Raw genomic sequence first — 15,680 nt, forward strand, 5'->3', positions numbered from 1 at the left:
TAATAATTTTGTGGAGTAAACTTACTGATATTTTTCGTCCTTGCTCAGGATCAACAAATGGTTACTCATCACAGAATCTATCTCTGAAGCGCTCGCCTTCACAAAAGGAGATAATTCAACTGTTACCAATCTACTTTCCGAGTGAGATATAACTGGTAAATTAAAATGAGAATCAACTGTCGTATCCCCATGACTAGGAAAATATTTAGCCGTGGTCAACCCTGGATATTTTTGAGCGCCTCAAAGAAAAACTCTTGAGAATTGACCAACCGAAGCCGTCGTTTCTCCAAAAGCTCGAATATTAATGACTGGGTTATCAGGATTATTATTTACATCTACCACTGGAGCCAATACCAATTCCAACCAATAGCCACAGCTTCTTGAGCTGTAATAGCTCCCATAGTTTCAGCATAACTGTTGGGCTCTTCTTTCAGATCAGTTTGAACAATAGTAGCGATCACCATTAGTGGAGGAAACTAAGTTACCCCAGAAAGCCTTTTAGCAACTCCTTTCTGAACATCAGCAGCTAACAGCAAAGGAATTTTTGCCCTATACTAAATTTCTTGGATAGGAGTTACCAAGTCTATAGCACTTCCACCCGCAAAAACTACCTCTCTAATGCCCAAGTCTTCTACCCAAAATGAAAGCTTGCTTTAATGCCCAAGTCTTCTATCCAAAATGAAAGCTTGCTTTTCGGGAGATCTCAGTCTGAATAATGAATTTGATAGTCAAACCAATAGCCAGAGGCCATCAATGCGGCCATAGGATCAACTTTTTATGCTAAATTCATAGTTTAGTAATGGATAATTTAAGAATTATTTACTCTATTGTGTCTTGGTGGGACTCTTTATGGGTAATGTCTTCTATTTCCTGTTGTTGTCGTTCTTGAGAAAGCTTATTTAAAAGTGATAAAATTTCTGTCCCACGCTCTAGAGAACGGTCTTCAACAAAGATAACTTCTGGAGTTCTACGCATACGTATTCTTTTACCCAATTCACTTCGGACATATCCAGTTGCAGACCTTAAACCTGCCATAGTTTGCGATCTTACTTCGTCAGATCCATAGATACTTACAAATACTTTAGCATGTTGTAAGTCTCCAGAAACATCTACATCTGTGACGCTGACCATACCAATGCCTACGCGGTTATCTTTGATACCATGGAGCAACATCTGGCTGATTTCTTGCTTGATTAATGAAGCAATCCGGGAAATGCGACGAGCTATAGCCATAATCATTACCCTCTATAATTTTATACTAACCATATTCATTTTAATACTTTATGCTCGTTCTACAAAGATTTTATTTAAACTCCATTCTAGCAGGCAAGGTTTTCTTCAATGTTTGCAATTCATGTACTTATAATCTGCTGTATAAACTTTTGATTCCTTGACTTACTCACCCCTCAATTATAGCATTGGCTAATAATATTATTAAAGCAATAAGATATAACACAAAACAAATGTGGAGATAAATAAATGGAAACAGAATTTTTGATTGGCCAGAAAGTCAGACTAGTAGGTCAACCACCATACATTAAAACTGCTGAATCAATGCCGATATTACGTCCTCCTAATGTAGTGCGTAATGGTGAAGTAGGAACTGTTTTAAGTTGTAAACCAGGAAATTACTGGGCTGTTCGTTTTGAGAAAGGAGCATTTCTCATAGAAAGTCAATATATAGAAGATGCATCAGTTGATTCGGGAACTTCTAAGCCAAATAATACTGATGAAGATAGTGAAGTTACATTTAAGTGTTAGAGAATTGAAAGATATTGAGGTTGATATCCTCCTGACGCTGCTATAGGTAAGAAGATATGATTCCCTCAAATCAACCATGGGGATTTTTGCTTCATCACATCTGCTTTCTGACACTTGCTGTTCAGTGCTTAATAATTACAAACCTAAAAGCATGAGGTTTAGAAATCTCTCTGTGTCGAAGTTCCTGTCAGGCAGAACTTAATTAAATAGTTTTCCTAAATTACCTATAGTATCTTTAAGTTTTTCTACAATTTCGTTGATTTTACCAACGTCGATATGCATTTCTTCGGTAGGATATTTTTCGAGAATTTCTAGGACTGATATTCGGTTATCATCTGCTGCTGCTAGGATAATAGCAGAACGTAAGGCTTTGTCACTTTCATAGTTGTGTTTCGTTTGAAGTACTTCAGCGACACCTTTTGTTACATTTTGACCTAGGTTACTATACAGAACTTTGGCTAGGTTCGTCACACCTGCTCCTACTTCTAATGTCATTAATCCACGAACTGTATTAGGGTTAACTTTTGATATGGCTAGAGCTTGAGAAATTGTTTTGGTAGTTTCACCAGTTTCTGCAAATAGTCGTAGATCCTTAACTTTTATGGATGCTTTTATTGGCCCAGCTATATCTATGACGATTTTGCTGGTTGCGATCGCTCTTTGATGAGAGAGCATAACTCCAGCGAGGGCGCCCAAGATAATTAATGGACTACGGGACAGCAAATTTTGTAATTGCATGGTTAATATTGAGTTAGATTTTAATCTAAGCTTTTAGATACAAATTTCTGGATAATTTGTCAACCTATTTTTTATTAGACTAATTTTATTAACTTAGGGCATATCATCAGTTTAAAGTTTGACAAAATTAGCATTGTATGCTTTAGGTCGATGGCGATCGCTATGCTAATAAAATGACTGAGGCAACATTAAAAAATTCCTCCGGTGAAAGTTTACGAAACCCTTGTCATATTGCAAGCATCTCTCTGAGGAAGACCTGAGGGAACGCAACGCTTTTAATTTTTTACTTGAGCGCAGAAATTTTCTATGAGATAGGGTGTTTTTTACAATATCTGATGGTAGTTATGGAGTTCACTCCCAGTTTTTTTTAGAGGTAATTATTAATCATACTCCTCTGTTAGTTAAAAACCGAATTTCCCGTTAAACTAAATTTCCCGAAACTTACATAAGGGTTATTGCATAAGCTTTAGAGCTAGCTTCGGTGTTTTACCGATATACCACTGACCGCAGTCTATAACTTATTTTCAAGAGTAGGCTTCAAACTGCCAGGAAACTCAAGCTAATTATTTATATGGTTTTTGCTAATTACTCATACTGCTACAATATCGCTATTTATGTGTAAGTTTAAATAAGTATATTAGATTTTTTATTTAACTTTCAAGTCCCCTTAAAAACTTTGGTTTGGCTCGCTTTTCACAATAACTAATCCTAAGCTTGTTTGCATAGTACTACGGTTTTTTTCAAGGTTTCAAGCACGAATGCATAATTGGTGGGGTAGGACATTTTGCGTCTGTCCTATTGTAGTGCAAAGTTTGCCTCCCCCAGTGACTTTAGCTTTTGACACTCGGAACACTAGCTCTTCAAATTTATTTCTTTGCCTATTTAACTTTAAACAATAGTTTATGCTGGCTTCCCTTGAGAGACATGTTTTGAGAAAAACTCAGGTTTACTTGAAAAAAGTGGGCTGGACTTACTATTTAAAAATAAGTGTAGGGTTTTGATTATATTTATGGCTGATTTATTATCACAATAATTATAATTTGTCAAGTAAATTTATATTTAACTGTATTATCCCAACTATTGTGAAATGCCATATTAAAATACTGGAAAAAAAAATTACCAGATTAATATTGCTTATCAGTTGTTTTTGTGACCGCTATAGTGTATAATTTCAACTCAGTTTCTTACAGCCGTTTTTTCTGAAAAACTAAAATTGTAGGTATGGCCAAATAAATTATTTGTGACTGGGTTGAATTTAATCAATATATATAACTGTTTTGACTTAAGTAAAATTTACTGATTAACTCTCAAGGAATTGAATCTTCAAGGTAAGTAGCTTTTTTGTTTGTGTTGAAAAAGTAAAAGCTTTTTAGCTCCACTGACCTCACACACAAAAAGTATTTTAGCCATTTCCATGACAGAAGGCCGCAAGAAACAAACATATTCGACTGCCTCCTGATTAATCACCATTTCGACCTAGGAACTTTGTATGTAAGATATCTACTTACTCCTGAGTTCTACCCAAACATAATCATTATTTCTCAGCAAGCTCTAAGGAGTTAATTTAATTACTAGCAACAATTCATGTATTGAAAAAATTATAAAGTTATCTCTACCAAAATATCAAAGTTGAGAAAGTCACAATACTTTTATAGATGTGGTGTCATTTCAATTATTAGTTATCAGGGTAATTTATGTAACCAACTTGATAGCCCCTTGCCTAATCATCAGCCTGAAAATTTCTGGGTTTAATTATTATTTATTCCCATAGATAATTCCAAATCGGCCATAAAAATTTTCTGAAATTGCTCAATATACTAGCTATTTCAGCAAGCATATTTAGGTTGAAAAAGATACTAAATGGATTCTATATCTTTTTTCTAAATGCCTTTGTTTTAATAAACCTTAATAACATGAAACAAAAGAAGTCATCCTTCAAGTTAAGTAGTAAAATCTTAGGACATTTACTATGTTATCTTGCCATATTTGCACCGAATGCTTACTCTCAAACCAAAGTAGAAAATTCAGCTTATTACACAAAACCTAGTGCAGTAGAATCACAACAGTCTCCATTATTAATATCCAACATAGCCCAACAAGTTACGGTAAGAATTTTTACAGACAATAGTGCTGGTTCTGGAGTAATCATCAAACAGAAAGGTAACACCTACACTGTTGTCACAAATCATCATGTAATTGAGAACAACTCGAATAAATTGTATCGAATTATAAGTGGAGATGGGATAACTCATAAAGCTGCCCTAGTTTATACTCCTCAAATAGGTAATTTGGATGTAGCGTTATTAGAATTTACTAGCGATCGCCCCTATCAAGTAGTAGAAATAGTAAAAACCAATCAACTCTTAGTAGGAGAAACTGTTTTTGCTGCTGGTTTTCCTAACTGGTATCAACCTGACTCTTTAGAAATAAGTAGTACCCTTGCTTGGGGTAGTCGAGCTTTTCAATTAACAGTAGGGTCTGTAGAAATGCTAACCAGTCGCACCCTCAGCCAAGGATATCAATTAGGTTATACCAATGATATTAAAAGTGGCATGAGTGGTGGACCGATTTTAAATAGCAAAGGTCAGTTAATTGGTATTAACGGACGGTCAAAATATCCCATTGCTGGAATTGGAGCATTTCGTTTTATAGATGGCTCTCGACCATCCATTGAGCAATTCAAAAAAATGGAATCTTTAAGTTGGGGAATTCCAGCTTCTAGAATCAGCAATTAACTCACAATTAATACTGGTTAAAAGTCTGTAGCAAAAGAATTCCATTTTTCTTCAAACCATACTTTCTCTCTTTTCCATCTAGCATCTCTATTGTTCTGCATTTGTAGATTAATATTATTTGTTACCTCATCTAGCTCGCCTTGAGATAGCCCATATCTACTTCTAGTTGTTGTAGATTCTTGAGTTAAGCCAATACTTTTATCCCTTGAAAAACTATTAGCATTGTTACTCAATAATTTTTCTGAGGGACTAATATTATTAGTTGCTGGTTTTTCTTGAGCTTTTGCCGGATTAGCAGTTAAGCTAACAGTGAAAAACATTGTTATTGTTGCAGTAAATAAAGTTGAAGTAGTTATAATTTTCATGGCTTTCCTTTTAGTAATTAATTGAAATACTTGAACAAATAAATTAATGCTTAAGCATCATTTGATTATACCATCAATTAACTATATTATAGTAGTATGCCTTGAGTTTAAAAATAATTTTGATAGTTGATATAATTTGGTTCTAAATTTATTTCTCAAGTTTATTTTTAAAGTTGTTAAAACAGACACAAACTTAAATAATAGTAAGTTATTAGTGTCTGATAAAATTATCTGTGAACTATCTACAAATTTTGATTAATTATTCCCCAGATTCATATATTTCAGAGATAATTTTACTTCCCTATCTGAAGAATGAAAGGTTGAGGTTGCTTTAAGGCAAGATGTTGTAGGCGCTTATGTTGAAGAAAAACGAGTAGGAGCTATTTTTTTAAGAAAGGATGCGATTTTATAGCATTTCTCAAGTTACTGAGGTACATTTTTTTTTCTTCTTTTCTATAGTCTGTTTTCTTTGCTTACTACTCTTTAAGGAACGTTACATACAGCTTTTTTACTAAAAAAAATAAATTTTGTACTTCAACAGTGTGAAAATTGATATACACAAGGTTTAAGATTACTATAGCAATCGGATCAAACGGTTGTAAAAATTCAAAAACTAGAAGTAAACTCCGAAACTTTTGCTTATTGCCCCTACTTCTCCAAACCTATTTCTAAAAAGCAGTCATATTTTGGATATAAATAAAATAAGATTGCTATAGTTTTAGACACTATTCCAGTCAAATTAATAGCGATATAATAAGACCAATTCTCATGTATTAATGCTAACTTTTTGTCAAACTTCAGTTATTAAATAATTAACACAAATAGAATAAACTTTTTGCAGGATAAAAGCGCTTGTTAATGTTAATTATCCTTATATTGTAGGGACGCCTTTATGCAAAACTCCTTCTCCTCTTGAGAAGGGTTAGGGGTTAGTTTCCCTTTACCATCCCGTCAGGGTTAGGAGTGGGTATCCTGTTCAACAGTCAAGTTGAAAAGTTGTTGAAAAGTTTTTGATAAATGGTATAAGACCTTTGTAGCGATGCATCTATCTTACCCAAAGGTGTACCTCACCCTTGATGAAATTTGCTATAAGTTAATAAAAAGAAGTGAAGAGGGAAGATTTATTCCCTTAGTTATTCCCTCAACACTTATATTCAAATAACTTATTCGTAGATAGGCTCGTCACTAGCAGTACCTTGTCCGAAATCCTTAAATTGAGTGAGAATTTCTTCTGATTTTTCACGATTTTCTGGCTTTAAAGTGAAGACTACATTATCAAAGCTAGGCTCTTCTTCTGGGGAAACATAGACCACTTGCTCATAATTGACGACACCAATTTGACTGATATCTGCGAAAGTTGTCATCCCTAGGGCATAAGCAAGGTTAGTTAGACGAGTGCTAACGGATTGACAACGACGGTCAGGAGTATAGGCACCTTTAGGATGATCAGAAGAAAGAGTTGCAGTCCATACAATCATTGGTTTAGAGGAAACTTGAATGACTTCTTGTTTCACGAGAGGATATCCACCTAAAAGCCCAGGTTCGCTTGTATCCCTTATTTCACGAACTATTTGAGGAACAGTTGCATATTGATTTTCTTCAGCGTTAATTGAGACACAAGAGAAAACTACTTTATCCGTAGCTTCCAGTTGTTCTGCTTTTGCTTCCGATTGAGGCATTATACCCAAGAGACCAACGGTTGCTAAAATACCTGCTAAAGACACTCTTAATTGGTTGTTCACAATCTTGACCTCTGAACCTAATATTTGCTTTGGCAGAGAAGTTAACTTATTTCTTCTCTATACTTTTACAGTAGAAGAATTATTAATAGTTGTCAGTAAGAATAAAGTAATATTCAAACGTAAAATTTGTTGAGAAGAAGTGCTATAAAAGTTAGAAAAAAGTAATATATATTAATTTATTGTCTAATGCTTTACTGTTTTTATGTATCGTTTTTGCTTGAGAGAATTTTAGATATTTATAAATACTATTTTAACTGATTTTTTTTGATTTGCAACTTTTAATTTCTAAGTTTCTAGATTAAATAAATCTACATCAAGGTTGTGGCTGAAAAATTATATAAATTATATGTACTGTAATCAGTGATGAGTCATAAGTTATCAAAAAATCTAACCCTCCAACCCCCCTTCTGAAGGGCTCTCCTTGTCTAGCAGTCCCCATTATTTTTAGGACATTCTTGCGCTTCTTAAATTTAGTCCGTGCTGCTAATTTATAACTTCTCCTGAGTTCTGAGTTCCCCTCTTAGGGATTTTAAGAGGGGTTGACTTCTGGGTGCTAACTACTCTCTATCCTCTATTTATCATGAATAAACTCTAGGTAAGAATTACTTAGTTCTTTTACTGCTAAGGAATAAAACTGCTTACCATGTTCAGGTGTAGCTAATGCAGGGTTAGAACCCATGCGACCATCAGGATATCGGCGGCGAAAATCTGTGGCACTATATATTGAATATCCACTAGCGACATTTTCTGACAGCGTCGCTTGTTTAATTGCTTCTGGATAAATATACTGAGTCAAAGCTACTTCACTAGGTGTAGCGTGAGACCCTTCTTGATGGCCGTACAACTCTTTTGCTAGTTTGTAAACTGAGCTACACATAAACCAATTTCCGATTTTGCACTTAACTTGATCTGCATTGGCAATGTTAAAATCAGCTAAGTGGGCATAGGTTTCTGAGAATGCAGCCCTCAGAGTAGAGATATTACCTCCGTGACCATTGATGAAGAAAAATTTGGTAAATCCTGATTTAGTTAAACAAACTATATAGTCACGAATCACTTGAATCATTGTAGTAGGCCGTAAACTAATCGTACCGGGGAAATCTGTATGGTGTAAGGCCATTCCTACATTAATTGTTGGCCCTACTAATGCTTGTACTGTTTCTCCTACTCCTTTAGAGATGGCTTCTGCACAAATAGCATCTGTACCAATCAATCCTGTAGGTCCATGTTGTTCAGTGGAACCAATTGGTAAAATAATACTTTGAGATTGATTTAGATAAGCTTCGACTTCTGACCAGGTACTTAAGTGTAGTAGCATATTTATATTTAGATTTTGATTGATTTATTTATACTTTTAATGTTTGTTATTAGTATAAATTTTTATGGTGTATTGAATTAGCTTTAAACTATTTAATGTACTCTAAATTATTCAATTTTGAGAGAATAATTAAAGTTTATAAATTAACCTATAGTTTTTGTAAACAGCAGTTTTGAGTAATATTCTATTAAATTGGTATGATATTTTCAGATTTAATATTTTGACAATTATCATCATATTTAATCTTTTGATAACCCAAAGTTAACCTTTTCTTAACCTGTTAGCTGTAATGTTAATGCAGTATAAGTTTTCTATTCAGAACAAAAATGCAAAATTCAACTTTGTAACCCTTGCTTAATTAGTATATATTCCTAATAAACGACAAAAAACTAGACTGTAGTAATATGTAGATTATATTGGTAATATCGTTGTTATACTAATTATTGATAGTAAAAATGCGTTATATCAATGGAATAAAACCTAGTTTTTTTAGCAGTTTTAAAAGCTATAAATCAATTAATTAAGTTAATTAGCTAAAAAATTTGCGGGTAGCTTAATTGATCAGTAAAGTCCAATTAATAATTTACACATCCTAATTATCAAAAGCAATATTTATGTTTTCCTCAGATCTAAGCCAAAGTTTTTCTAGGTCTGCCGTCAGAACAAATAGTAAGATTTTATTATTAGAAACTGAAGAGCTATTTGGGAATATGTTAGCCCTAGCTCTAGAAGAACAAGGTTATGAAGTGGTTATTACTCGAGATAGCTGTAAAGTTATTCCCATTTTTGAGAATTCTTTATCGCTCAAAAGTGAACAATCTTTCAATCTGTTAATTCTTGACTCTGTTAATAGTTTGGATGTGTGCCGAATGTTAAGACATCAAGGTAATTTAATACCAATAATGGTTTTAGGAGCAAAAGGCAGTGTTAATAATTGTGCTTTTTATCTAGAAGCTGGAGCTGATGATTATCTAACTAAACCCTTTGGGATACGGGAATTTATTGCTCGTTGCCAAGCTATGATCCGTCGCCAACGTTTAAGTCAACTATCTCAGGCACTAATACTTCAGTATCAGGATATAATTTTCTATCCTCAAGAATGCCGAGTTATAGTCAGAGGTCAAGAGGTGAAGCTTTCCCCTAAGCAATTTCGCTTACTTGAAGTATTTATGAATTATCCACAGAGAGTTTGGTCTCGCGAACAATTGTTAGAACAGGTTTGGGGACTAGATTTTATTGGGGATAGAAAAACGGTTGATGTTCATATTCGTTGGTTACGAGAGAAATTAGAGTTAAATCCTAGTAAACCAAGGTATTTGATTACTATTAGAGGTTTTGGATATAAATTTGGTTAGTAATACCAAGTCCGACAAATATTTATTACAGCGAAGTTGAAGTAAATACAACAAAAAGAGAGGATCGCGATAGAGATAGTTATCTGAAATGAATGGGAGCTGCTCTTTTTAGGCATCTATGATTATGCATGTGTTTTATAGTATTCTTTTTTTTACTAGTGTTATTTCAGAAAAAATTATAGTTAGATGATGATTTGATGATTTCTGATAACTATAATTTTTAGTGGCATTGATATCTAAAGAATAGAGAATAGATATTATCAAAAAATCTGTGCTTGAATTTAATTTTTTTCATTTTCTCGTGCTATTTGTAAATAAACTTAACTGACTATCAAAATGTTCCTCTGATAAGTCTGCTCTGTCTACTAGTAACTTATCTGCAGCTTCTAACATTTCCTCTTGAATATCTTGAATATCTTCGCGACTTTCTAAATAAGTTTTTAAAGCTTGTAAAGGATCAATACTATTACCTGTTGATAATTCTGGTAAACGTGGTCTTGCCAACTGACTGACTAATTCTGGTTGAATAGTATAAGTATGTGCCTCACTTAAAGCCTGGTGTAAAATGCTATTATCTATTAAGTCTAACTGTTCAGAACGTAACTGATAAATTAATCTAACTACTACATTTTTTATCTGATATTTACTAATAGTTTTTAATAACTCAGTTTGTGGATTTTCTACTTCCGAAACATTAACTTTAATAGTCTGGAAATTTCGTACAGGCAAGGCACAAAATTTCCATATAGCTTTACCTTTTTCTAGTTCAACTAAAACAAAACCTTTCTCTTCCTTCTCCTCGCTAAAGTCAACTCTTTCAATACTTCCGGGATAAATAATTGGTGGGTTATTAGAATTATTCAAATTTTGATGTTTGTGAACGTGACCTAAAGCAACATAATCAAAATAAGGGTGGTTTAACAGAGAAACAGGAATATTAAAACCTTTACCAACTGCTAAAAAACGTTCTGCTCCTAAACTAGCTCTATCTGCCATTAAATGACCTAAAAGTACCGTGGGTATTTCTGGGTTTAATTTCCGAATTTCTGATTCTAATATCAACCGCAATTTTTGAATTAGTGACTCATTTACCTGACCCATAGATTTACCTTCGGTCTCAGATTTTGTCATTAAACTAGAAGCAGTTAACCAAGGCAAAGTAATAATTTGAATATAACCATTTTGAGTTTGAATTTTGTGAGTTTCTAAGCGATCGCCTACCACGACTCCGGGTATTCCTAAAGTCCGATAAATACCTAAACTTGCACCTCCTTGGCCTTGGGAATGTTGATCATGGTTTCCTACTAATAATACTATGGGAATTTGAGCATCTACTAAACGGCGTATTTCACCAGCAAAAGCTTGTTTTATGTATGGTGCAGGAGTAGCATCTGGAAAAGCATCTCCACCGAATAAAACTAAATCAACTGGTTCGGAAATTGCTTTATCTATACAAAGTTTTAGACTGGAAATAAAGTCTTCCAGGCGAGTGTTTAAACCTGTTTCTGGGTTGATACGACCATGAGAAAAACCACTGCCAATATGAATATCAGAAAGATGGATAATTTTAATCATTTTATTTTATTTAGGGAGTAGGTAAGCTTCTGGAGTTTTGACTAAATTTTGGGGTATTCAAATAATAAATATGAGAATGATGTTAACCCAAAACTTAGAATTCAATAGTAATATAAGCTTTGGGTATGTAATAAGTAATCAATATTATTTGTCTTTTTTAGTGAGTTTGAGTTAGGATTGTCTTACTTAAACTCTTTCAAAAGTTTTATGATCGCTTAAATTTTGCCATTGCACAGGCTCTAGAAAATTAACTTAAAAGTTATTGCGATGCTGATGCTTAAAAGGGTTTCAGTTAATTTTGTCGATCTCCTTATTTTGGCTCGACAAATTTTAGGGAAGCTTACATTAGTCTAAAGTCGAGTAGGAATGTTATATGTAAGGTCTTTACAGGGTAATTAATAATTAGGGAAAGAAATAGGGAAGGCACAAGATAAATTTTTTACACGGATATACTGATGAGATGTACTTTATTAAATAGGAAACTTGGGTATGTAATTAATCTTGTCATAGCAAAGGGTCTAATTTCTGACAATATTGAATATTAATTCCTCAAAATAATTCTATACTTTAGTAACACTTCAATTATTAAGTAATTGATAGATTATACCAATAACCTTTTTGATAATTAGTATCCTCCCGAATGTGTTAATTATTCTTATGTTTTATGGAAATTACATTCAATACCCCTACCTGATCTCCTACTCTCTATCTCCCCTTCCAAGGTTTGAGTTAAGAATGGTTTCCCTGCTTCGCAAAAATGTAAAAAAAGTTTTCGAGAAATAAATTGTATAACTCATTTTACTTGGAGAAGGAAGGAGAAAAGAAAGGTATTAATCTTCAACCCTATTTTCTTATTTATATCTTTTTTTTTAAAGGTTTAAATTGTACTTATCCTTATAAAGATTCTGGTTCTTGACCAGAAACAACTGGTGCAGTATTATTTAATTTTAACTCTGGATGCTCAGATTCAACCTGTTGACAATTCCACTGATTTTTAAATAGCAAAACAGGTCTACCCCAGCTATCTTTGACCGCCACAGTATTAAATAACCTACCCACTTTTTGCAGTATTTCCCAACCACCATCTACCCAACGTGCGACAGTAAAAGGTAACATTTCTACTCTAGTTTCTACTCCATATTCATTTTGCATTCTAAACTGAACTACCTCTAATTGTAACTGCCCAACAGCAGCTAAAATAGGGTCTCTTTTTGCCTCATCTGCTGAGTACATAATTTGCACTGCACCTTCTTCTCGTAATTCATTAACTCCCTTACGAAATTGCTTAAATTTAGAAGGGTTAGGATTTCTTAAATAAGCAAATATTTCTGGTGAGAAACAGGGGATACCTTCGTATTCTATTTTTTTGCCATTATAAATAGTATCTCCTATGGCAAATACTCCAGGATTATTTAAACCAATTATGTCACCAGGATAGGCATTTTCGATAGATGCTCTGTCTTGAGCAAATAGCTTTTGGGGACGAGATAATCGTACTGTTTTACCTGTTCGAGCATGACTAACTGTCATGTCTTTTTCAAATTTTCCTGTGCAAACTCTAATAAATGCAACTCGATCTCGATGTTTTGGATCCATATTAGCTTGCAATTTAAACACAAATCCAGTGAAGTTTGGATAAGTAGGAGAAACTTCCCCAACTGTACTTTTATGAATACCTGGTTTAAGAGCATATTCTAAGAAAGCATCCAGGAATAATTGCACCCCAAAATTAGTCATTGCACTACCAAAAAATACAGGGGTCATTTCTCCTGTATGTATCTGTTCTAAGTCTAAAGCTGAGCCTAATTCGTCTAGCAATTCTAAATCTTCTTTGAGTTGATAATAAAGGTCTTGATCTAATAGTTTTTCTATTTGAGGATCGCCTAAATTTACTACTGTATTTACTGCTGCTTTCCTACCATGAATACTCCGCTCAAATAAGTGAATTTGTTCTTTTCTTCGATCAAATACTCCTTTGAAGCGATCGCCCATACCTATAGGCCAATTTACCGGATATGTTTTTAAGCCTAATTCCTGTTCAATTTCATCTAAGAGTTCTAATGGTTCTCGTCCTGGTCTATCCATTTTATTAATAAAGGTAAAAATGGGTAGTTTTCGCATCTTACAAACTTCAAATAATTTGCGAGTTTGAGGTTCTAAACCTTTAGCACTATCTTCTAACATTACAGCATTATCGGCAGCTGCTAATGTTCTATATGTATCTTCACTAAAATCTTGGTGTCCTGGAGTATCTAGGAGGTTTATTTGACAGTTTTGATAATCAAATTGTAGAACTGTGGAAGTGATAGAAATGCCTCTTTGTTGTTCCATTGCCATCCAGTCTGAGGTGGCATGACGTTGTGCTCTTTTAGCTTTGACTGCACCAGCCTCTTGAATAGCACCTCCGTACAATAATAGTTTTTCTGTAAGAGTGGTTTTACCAGCATCAGGATGGGAGATAATTGCAAAGTTACGCCGTTTATCTACTGCTGTTTGCAATTCTGCTTCAATTTCAATGGACATAAGTTAACCTATATTTATAGAATCTAGAATCGTTCGTAATATTATATATTTATATATATTTATCTAGGCTAAATTTAATATATTTCTCATTATGATATAATTTATATTAATAATATTTATATTAACACATATCTGACATCATAAATAGAATAAATATTTTGAGAATAGGAAAAATATCAACTTAATAAAAATTAATACTTAACTTCTTTAGATCTGATAGGTTGATATTTTTTTACAATAAAAGCCATATAAAATTTTGATCAAATATTTGGGCTATGGGAAGTTTTATTGCTTACCCATGTTGTTATATTTAGCAACCTGAATTAGTGTGGCTATTCATATTGTTATAATCATTAATTGAAGCACAGAATAAATTATACTAGTAACAAAAAACTTTAACAGATATTTTACCGATTTTTATGGTTAAACTATTACTTATTAGTAGTGATATTTGTCTAGAATTATCTAACTGTTATCCATTTATTTTTCATCTACTATAGTTACAATTTTGTTGATATAGAGGTAAAAAAAAGTAATGATTTAGTACCCGGGAATAGGGAATAGTGTAATATCCTTTATACTTAATTATTTTAAGACTATCCTCCTTTAGCTATCAAAACTATTTTATTCTCCAAAAACGTAGAAAATAATATTTTAGCAATTTAATATTCTGTTACTTATTACAATTTATTCATAAATTCATTCATGTTAGCTTTATCTGTAGCTCAACTAATTTTCTCAATATTATTCCATATTTCTAACGCATTTCAGGTATTCTATTACTATTAGAAGAAGTACTACTTTCCTTAGCATTAAGCCTTTGGTTAAATTCACGAATACGACGAGACAATAGACGAATAATATTAATTGCAATTTCTGGTGTTTCATCAATTGCGTCATAAAGTTGTATTTGAGTTAAAACTAAACATTCACAATTTTCTAAAGTAGTAACAGAAGCAGAGCGAGGTTCAGCATCAAACAAAGACATTTCACCAAAACAAGCTCCTTGTTCTAAGTGTGCTAACTCACGGTCTTCCAAATGAACTTTAACTTTACCAGATACTACGATATAAAGAGATCTTCCTTCTTTCCCTTCAGTAAAAATAGTATGGTTAGTAGGGAAAGATAGCTCGTTCATCACAGAAGCTAAACGTACTAGAAAATCATCTCTTAATTCTCTAAAAATTGGTACAGCTCTAATAAACAAAAGACGCTCGACACTTGTAAGCATAATATTTACATCCTCATTCTTGACAAAGAAACAAATTTAATAATTATTGTTGTAGAAGCCAGTTTTTATGGTTAATAATATTTTAGATGAAATTTGATAGATAGCTAACTGAGTTTCTTTAGCTTACACCATTTCCCTAGCTTTAATACAAAATAATTTATACATCATACTCATTTTATAAAATAATTTTACAAATAGGATGAGGTCAAAAAAATAAAGTAGGAAATAAGGGTGGATATTGCTGTCTATCATTTATCAGTTTTTTCCAATATTGTTAATTCTTCTTAAATCTATAAATACTAATTTTTATTATACAGGTAATGAATTAATAATTAAT

General features: G+C 33.0%; 12 protein-coding genes and 1 pseudogene. 3 read left to right on the forward strand and 10 right to left on the reverse strand.

Annotated elements, in window-relative coordinates:
* Nucleotides 1-21: 21 nt before the first annotated feature.
* The 3 genes and pseudogenes from TERY_RS36980 to rbfA form a co-directional block, all read right to left on the reverse strand.
* Nucleotides 22-342, reverse strand: a pseudogene (locus TERY_RS36980) (glycoside hydrolase family 3 N-terminal domain-containing protein).
* Entirely contained in the window at nt 336-464 is a 129-nt protein-coding gene (locus TERY_RS36985; RefSeq protein WP_370495483.1) for a hypothetical protein, read from the reverse strand. The pseudogene TERY_RS36980 and the gene TERY_RS36985 overlap by 7 nt, the downstream one beginning before the upstream one ends.
* Before the next feature lie 355 nt (nt 465-819).
* Nucleotides 820-1,233 (reverse strand): 30S ribosome-binding factor RbfA, encoded by a 414-nt coding sequence (gene rbfA, locus TERY_RS13915; RefSeq protein WP_011612422.1) that lies wholly within the window; start codon nt 1,231-1,233, stop codon nt 820-822.
* Between the two features lie 246 nt (nt 1,234-1,479).
* On the opposite strand from rbfA, the gene sipA reads away from it, so the two are divergent.
* Nucleotides 1,480-1,761 (forward strand): regulatory protein SipA, encoded by a 282-nt coding sequence (sipA, locus tag TERY_RS13920; RefSeq protein ID WP_011612423.1) that lies wholly within the window; start codon nt 1,480-1,482, stop codon nt 1,759-1,761.
* Nucleotides 1,762-1,959: 198 nt separating this feature from the next.
* Here the strand turns inward: sipA and TERY_RS13925 are convergent, their stop codons facing one another.
* Nucleotides 1,960-2,499, reverse strand: a complete 540-nt coding sequence (locus TERY_RS13925) for an alpha/beta hydrolase (protein WP_011612424.1) — start codon at nt 2,497-2,499, stop codon at nt 1,960-1,962.
* 1,913 nt (nt 2,500-4,412) lie between these two features.
* Between TERY_RS13925 and TERY_RS13930 the strand changes: the two genes are divergently transcribed.
* Nucleotides 4,413-5,234 (forward strand): trypsin-like peptidase domain-containing protein, encoded by an 822-nt coding sequence (locus tag TERY_RS13930; RefSeq protein ID WP_011612425.1) that lies wholly within the window; start codon nt 4,413-4,415, stop codon nt 5,232-5,234.
* A 17-nt stretch (nt 5,235-5,251) separates the two neighbouring features.
* Here the strand turns inward: TERY_RS13930 and TERY_RS13935 are convergent, their stop codons facing one another.
* The 3 genes from TERY_RS13935 to TERY_RS13945 form a co-directional block, all read right to left on the reverse strand.
* Entirely contained in the window at nt 5,252-5,599 is a 348-nt protein-coding gene (locus TERY_RS13935; RefSeq protein WP_011612426.1) for a hypothetical protein, read from the reverse strand.
* 1,163 nt (nt 5,600-6,762) lie between these two features.
* Nucleotides 6,763-7,278 carry a COP23 domain-containing protein gene (locus TERY_RS13940; RefSeq protein WP_155994434.1) on the reverse strand — a complete coding sequence of 172 codons (516 nt, stop codon included), beginning with the start codon at nt 7,276-7,278 and terminating at the stop codon, nt 6,763-6,765.
* A 634-nt stretch (nt 7,279-7,912) separates the two neighbouring features.
* On the reverse strand, nt 7,913-8,659 hold the full coding sequence (locus tag TERY_RS13945; protein WP_011612428.1) for a creatininase family protein: 747 nt from the start codon (nt 8,657-8,659) through the stop codon (nt 7,913-7,915).
* A 614-nt stretch (nt 8,660-9,273) separates the two neighbouring features.
* Here TERY_RS13945 and TERY_RS13950 point away from each other — a divergent pair.
* Nucleotides 9,274-10,014 carry a winged helix-turn-helix domain-containing protein gene (locus tag TERY_RS13950; RefSeq protein ID WP_011612429.1) on the forward strand — a complete coding sequence of 247 codons (741 nt, stop codon included), beginning with the start codon at nt 9,274-9,276 and terminating at the stop codon, nt 10,012-10,014.
* Nucleotides 10,015-10,305: 291 nt separating this feature from the next.
* Here the strand turns inward: TERY_RS13950 and sbcD are convergent, their stop codons facing one another.
* From sbcD to TERY_RS13965, 3 genes are all read right to left on the reverse strand, one after another.
* On the reverse strand, nt 10,306-11,589 hold the full coding sequence (gene sbcD, locus TERY_RS13955) for an exonuclease subunit SbcD (protein ID WP_011612430.1): 1,284 nt from the start codon (nt 11,587-11,589) through the stop codon (nt 10,306-10,308).
* A gap of 894 nt (nt 11,590-12,483) precedes the next feature.
* Nucleotides 12,484-14,112 carry a peptide chain release factor 3 gene (prfC, locus tag TERY_RS13960; RefSeq protein WP_011612431.1) on the reverse strand — a complete coding sequence of 543 codons (1,629 nt, stop codon included), beginning with the start codon at nt 14,110-14,112 and terminating at the stop codon, nt 12,484-12,486.
* A 757-nt stretch (nt 14,113-14,869) separates the two neighbouring features.
* On the reverse strand, nt 14,870-15,343 hold the full coding sequence (locus tag TERY_RS13965; protein WP_011612432.1) for a cyclic nucleotide-binding domain-containing protein: 474 nt from the start codon (nt 15,341-15,343) through the stop codon (nt 14,870-14,872).
* Nucleotides 15,344-15,680: the final 337 nt, after the last annotated feature.

It is taken from the genome of Trichodesmium erythraeum IMS101 (assembly GCF_000014265.1).
Classification (GTDB): domain Bacteria; phylum Cyanobacteriota; class Cyanobacteriia; order Cyanobacteriales; family Microcoleaceae; genus Trichodesmium; species Trichodesmium erythraeum.

Coding starts and splice junctions, on each gene's coding strand:
- sbcD (WP_011612430.1), bottom strand. CDS start 11,589: ATGATTAAAATTATCCATCTTTCTGATATTCATATTGGCAGTGGTTTT.
- TERY_RS13950 (WP_011612429.1), top strand. CDS start 9,274: ATGTTTTCCTCAGATCTAAGCCAAAGTTTTTCTAGGTCTGCCGTCAGA.
- TERY_RS13945 (WP_011612428.1), bottom strand. CDS start 8,659: ATGCTACTACACTTAAGTACCTGGTCAGAAGTCGAAGCTTATCTAAAT.
- TERY_RS13940 (WP_155994434.1), bottom strand. CDS start 7,278: ATGCCTCAATCGGAAGCAAAAGCAGAACAACTGGAAGCTACGGATAAA.
- rbfA (WP_011612422.1), bottom strand. CDS start 1,233: ATGGCTATAGCTCGTCGCATTTCCCGGATTGCTTCATTAATCAAGCAA.
- TERY_RS13925 (WP_011612424.1), bottom strand. CDS start 2,499: ATGCAATTACAAAATTTGCTGTCCCGTAGTCCATTAATTATCTTGGGC.
- TERY_RS13930 (WP_011612425.1), top strand. CDS start 4,413: ATGAAACAAAAGAAGTCATCCTTCAAGTTAAGTAGTAAAATCTTAGGA.
- TERY_RS13965 (WP_011612432.1), bottom strand. CDS start 15,343: ATGCTTACAAGTGTCGAGCGTCTTTTGTTTATTAGAGCTGTACCAATT.
- TERY_RS36985 (WP_370495483.1), bottom strand. CDS start 464: ATGGTGATCGCTACTATTGTTCAAACTGATCTGAAAGAAGAGCCCAAC.
- sipA (WP_011612423.1), top strand. CDS start 1,480: ATGGAAACAGAATTTTTGATTGGCCAGAAAGTCAGACTAGTAGGTCAA.
- prfC (WP_011612431.1), bottom strand. CDS start 14,112: ATGTCCATTGAAATTGAAGCAGAATTGCAAACAGCAGTAGATAAACGG.
- TERY_RS13935 (WP_011612426.1), bottom strand. CDS start 5,599: ATGAAAATTATAACTACTTCAACTTTATTTACTGCAACAATAACAATG.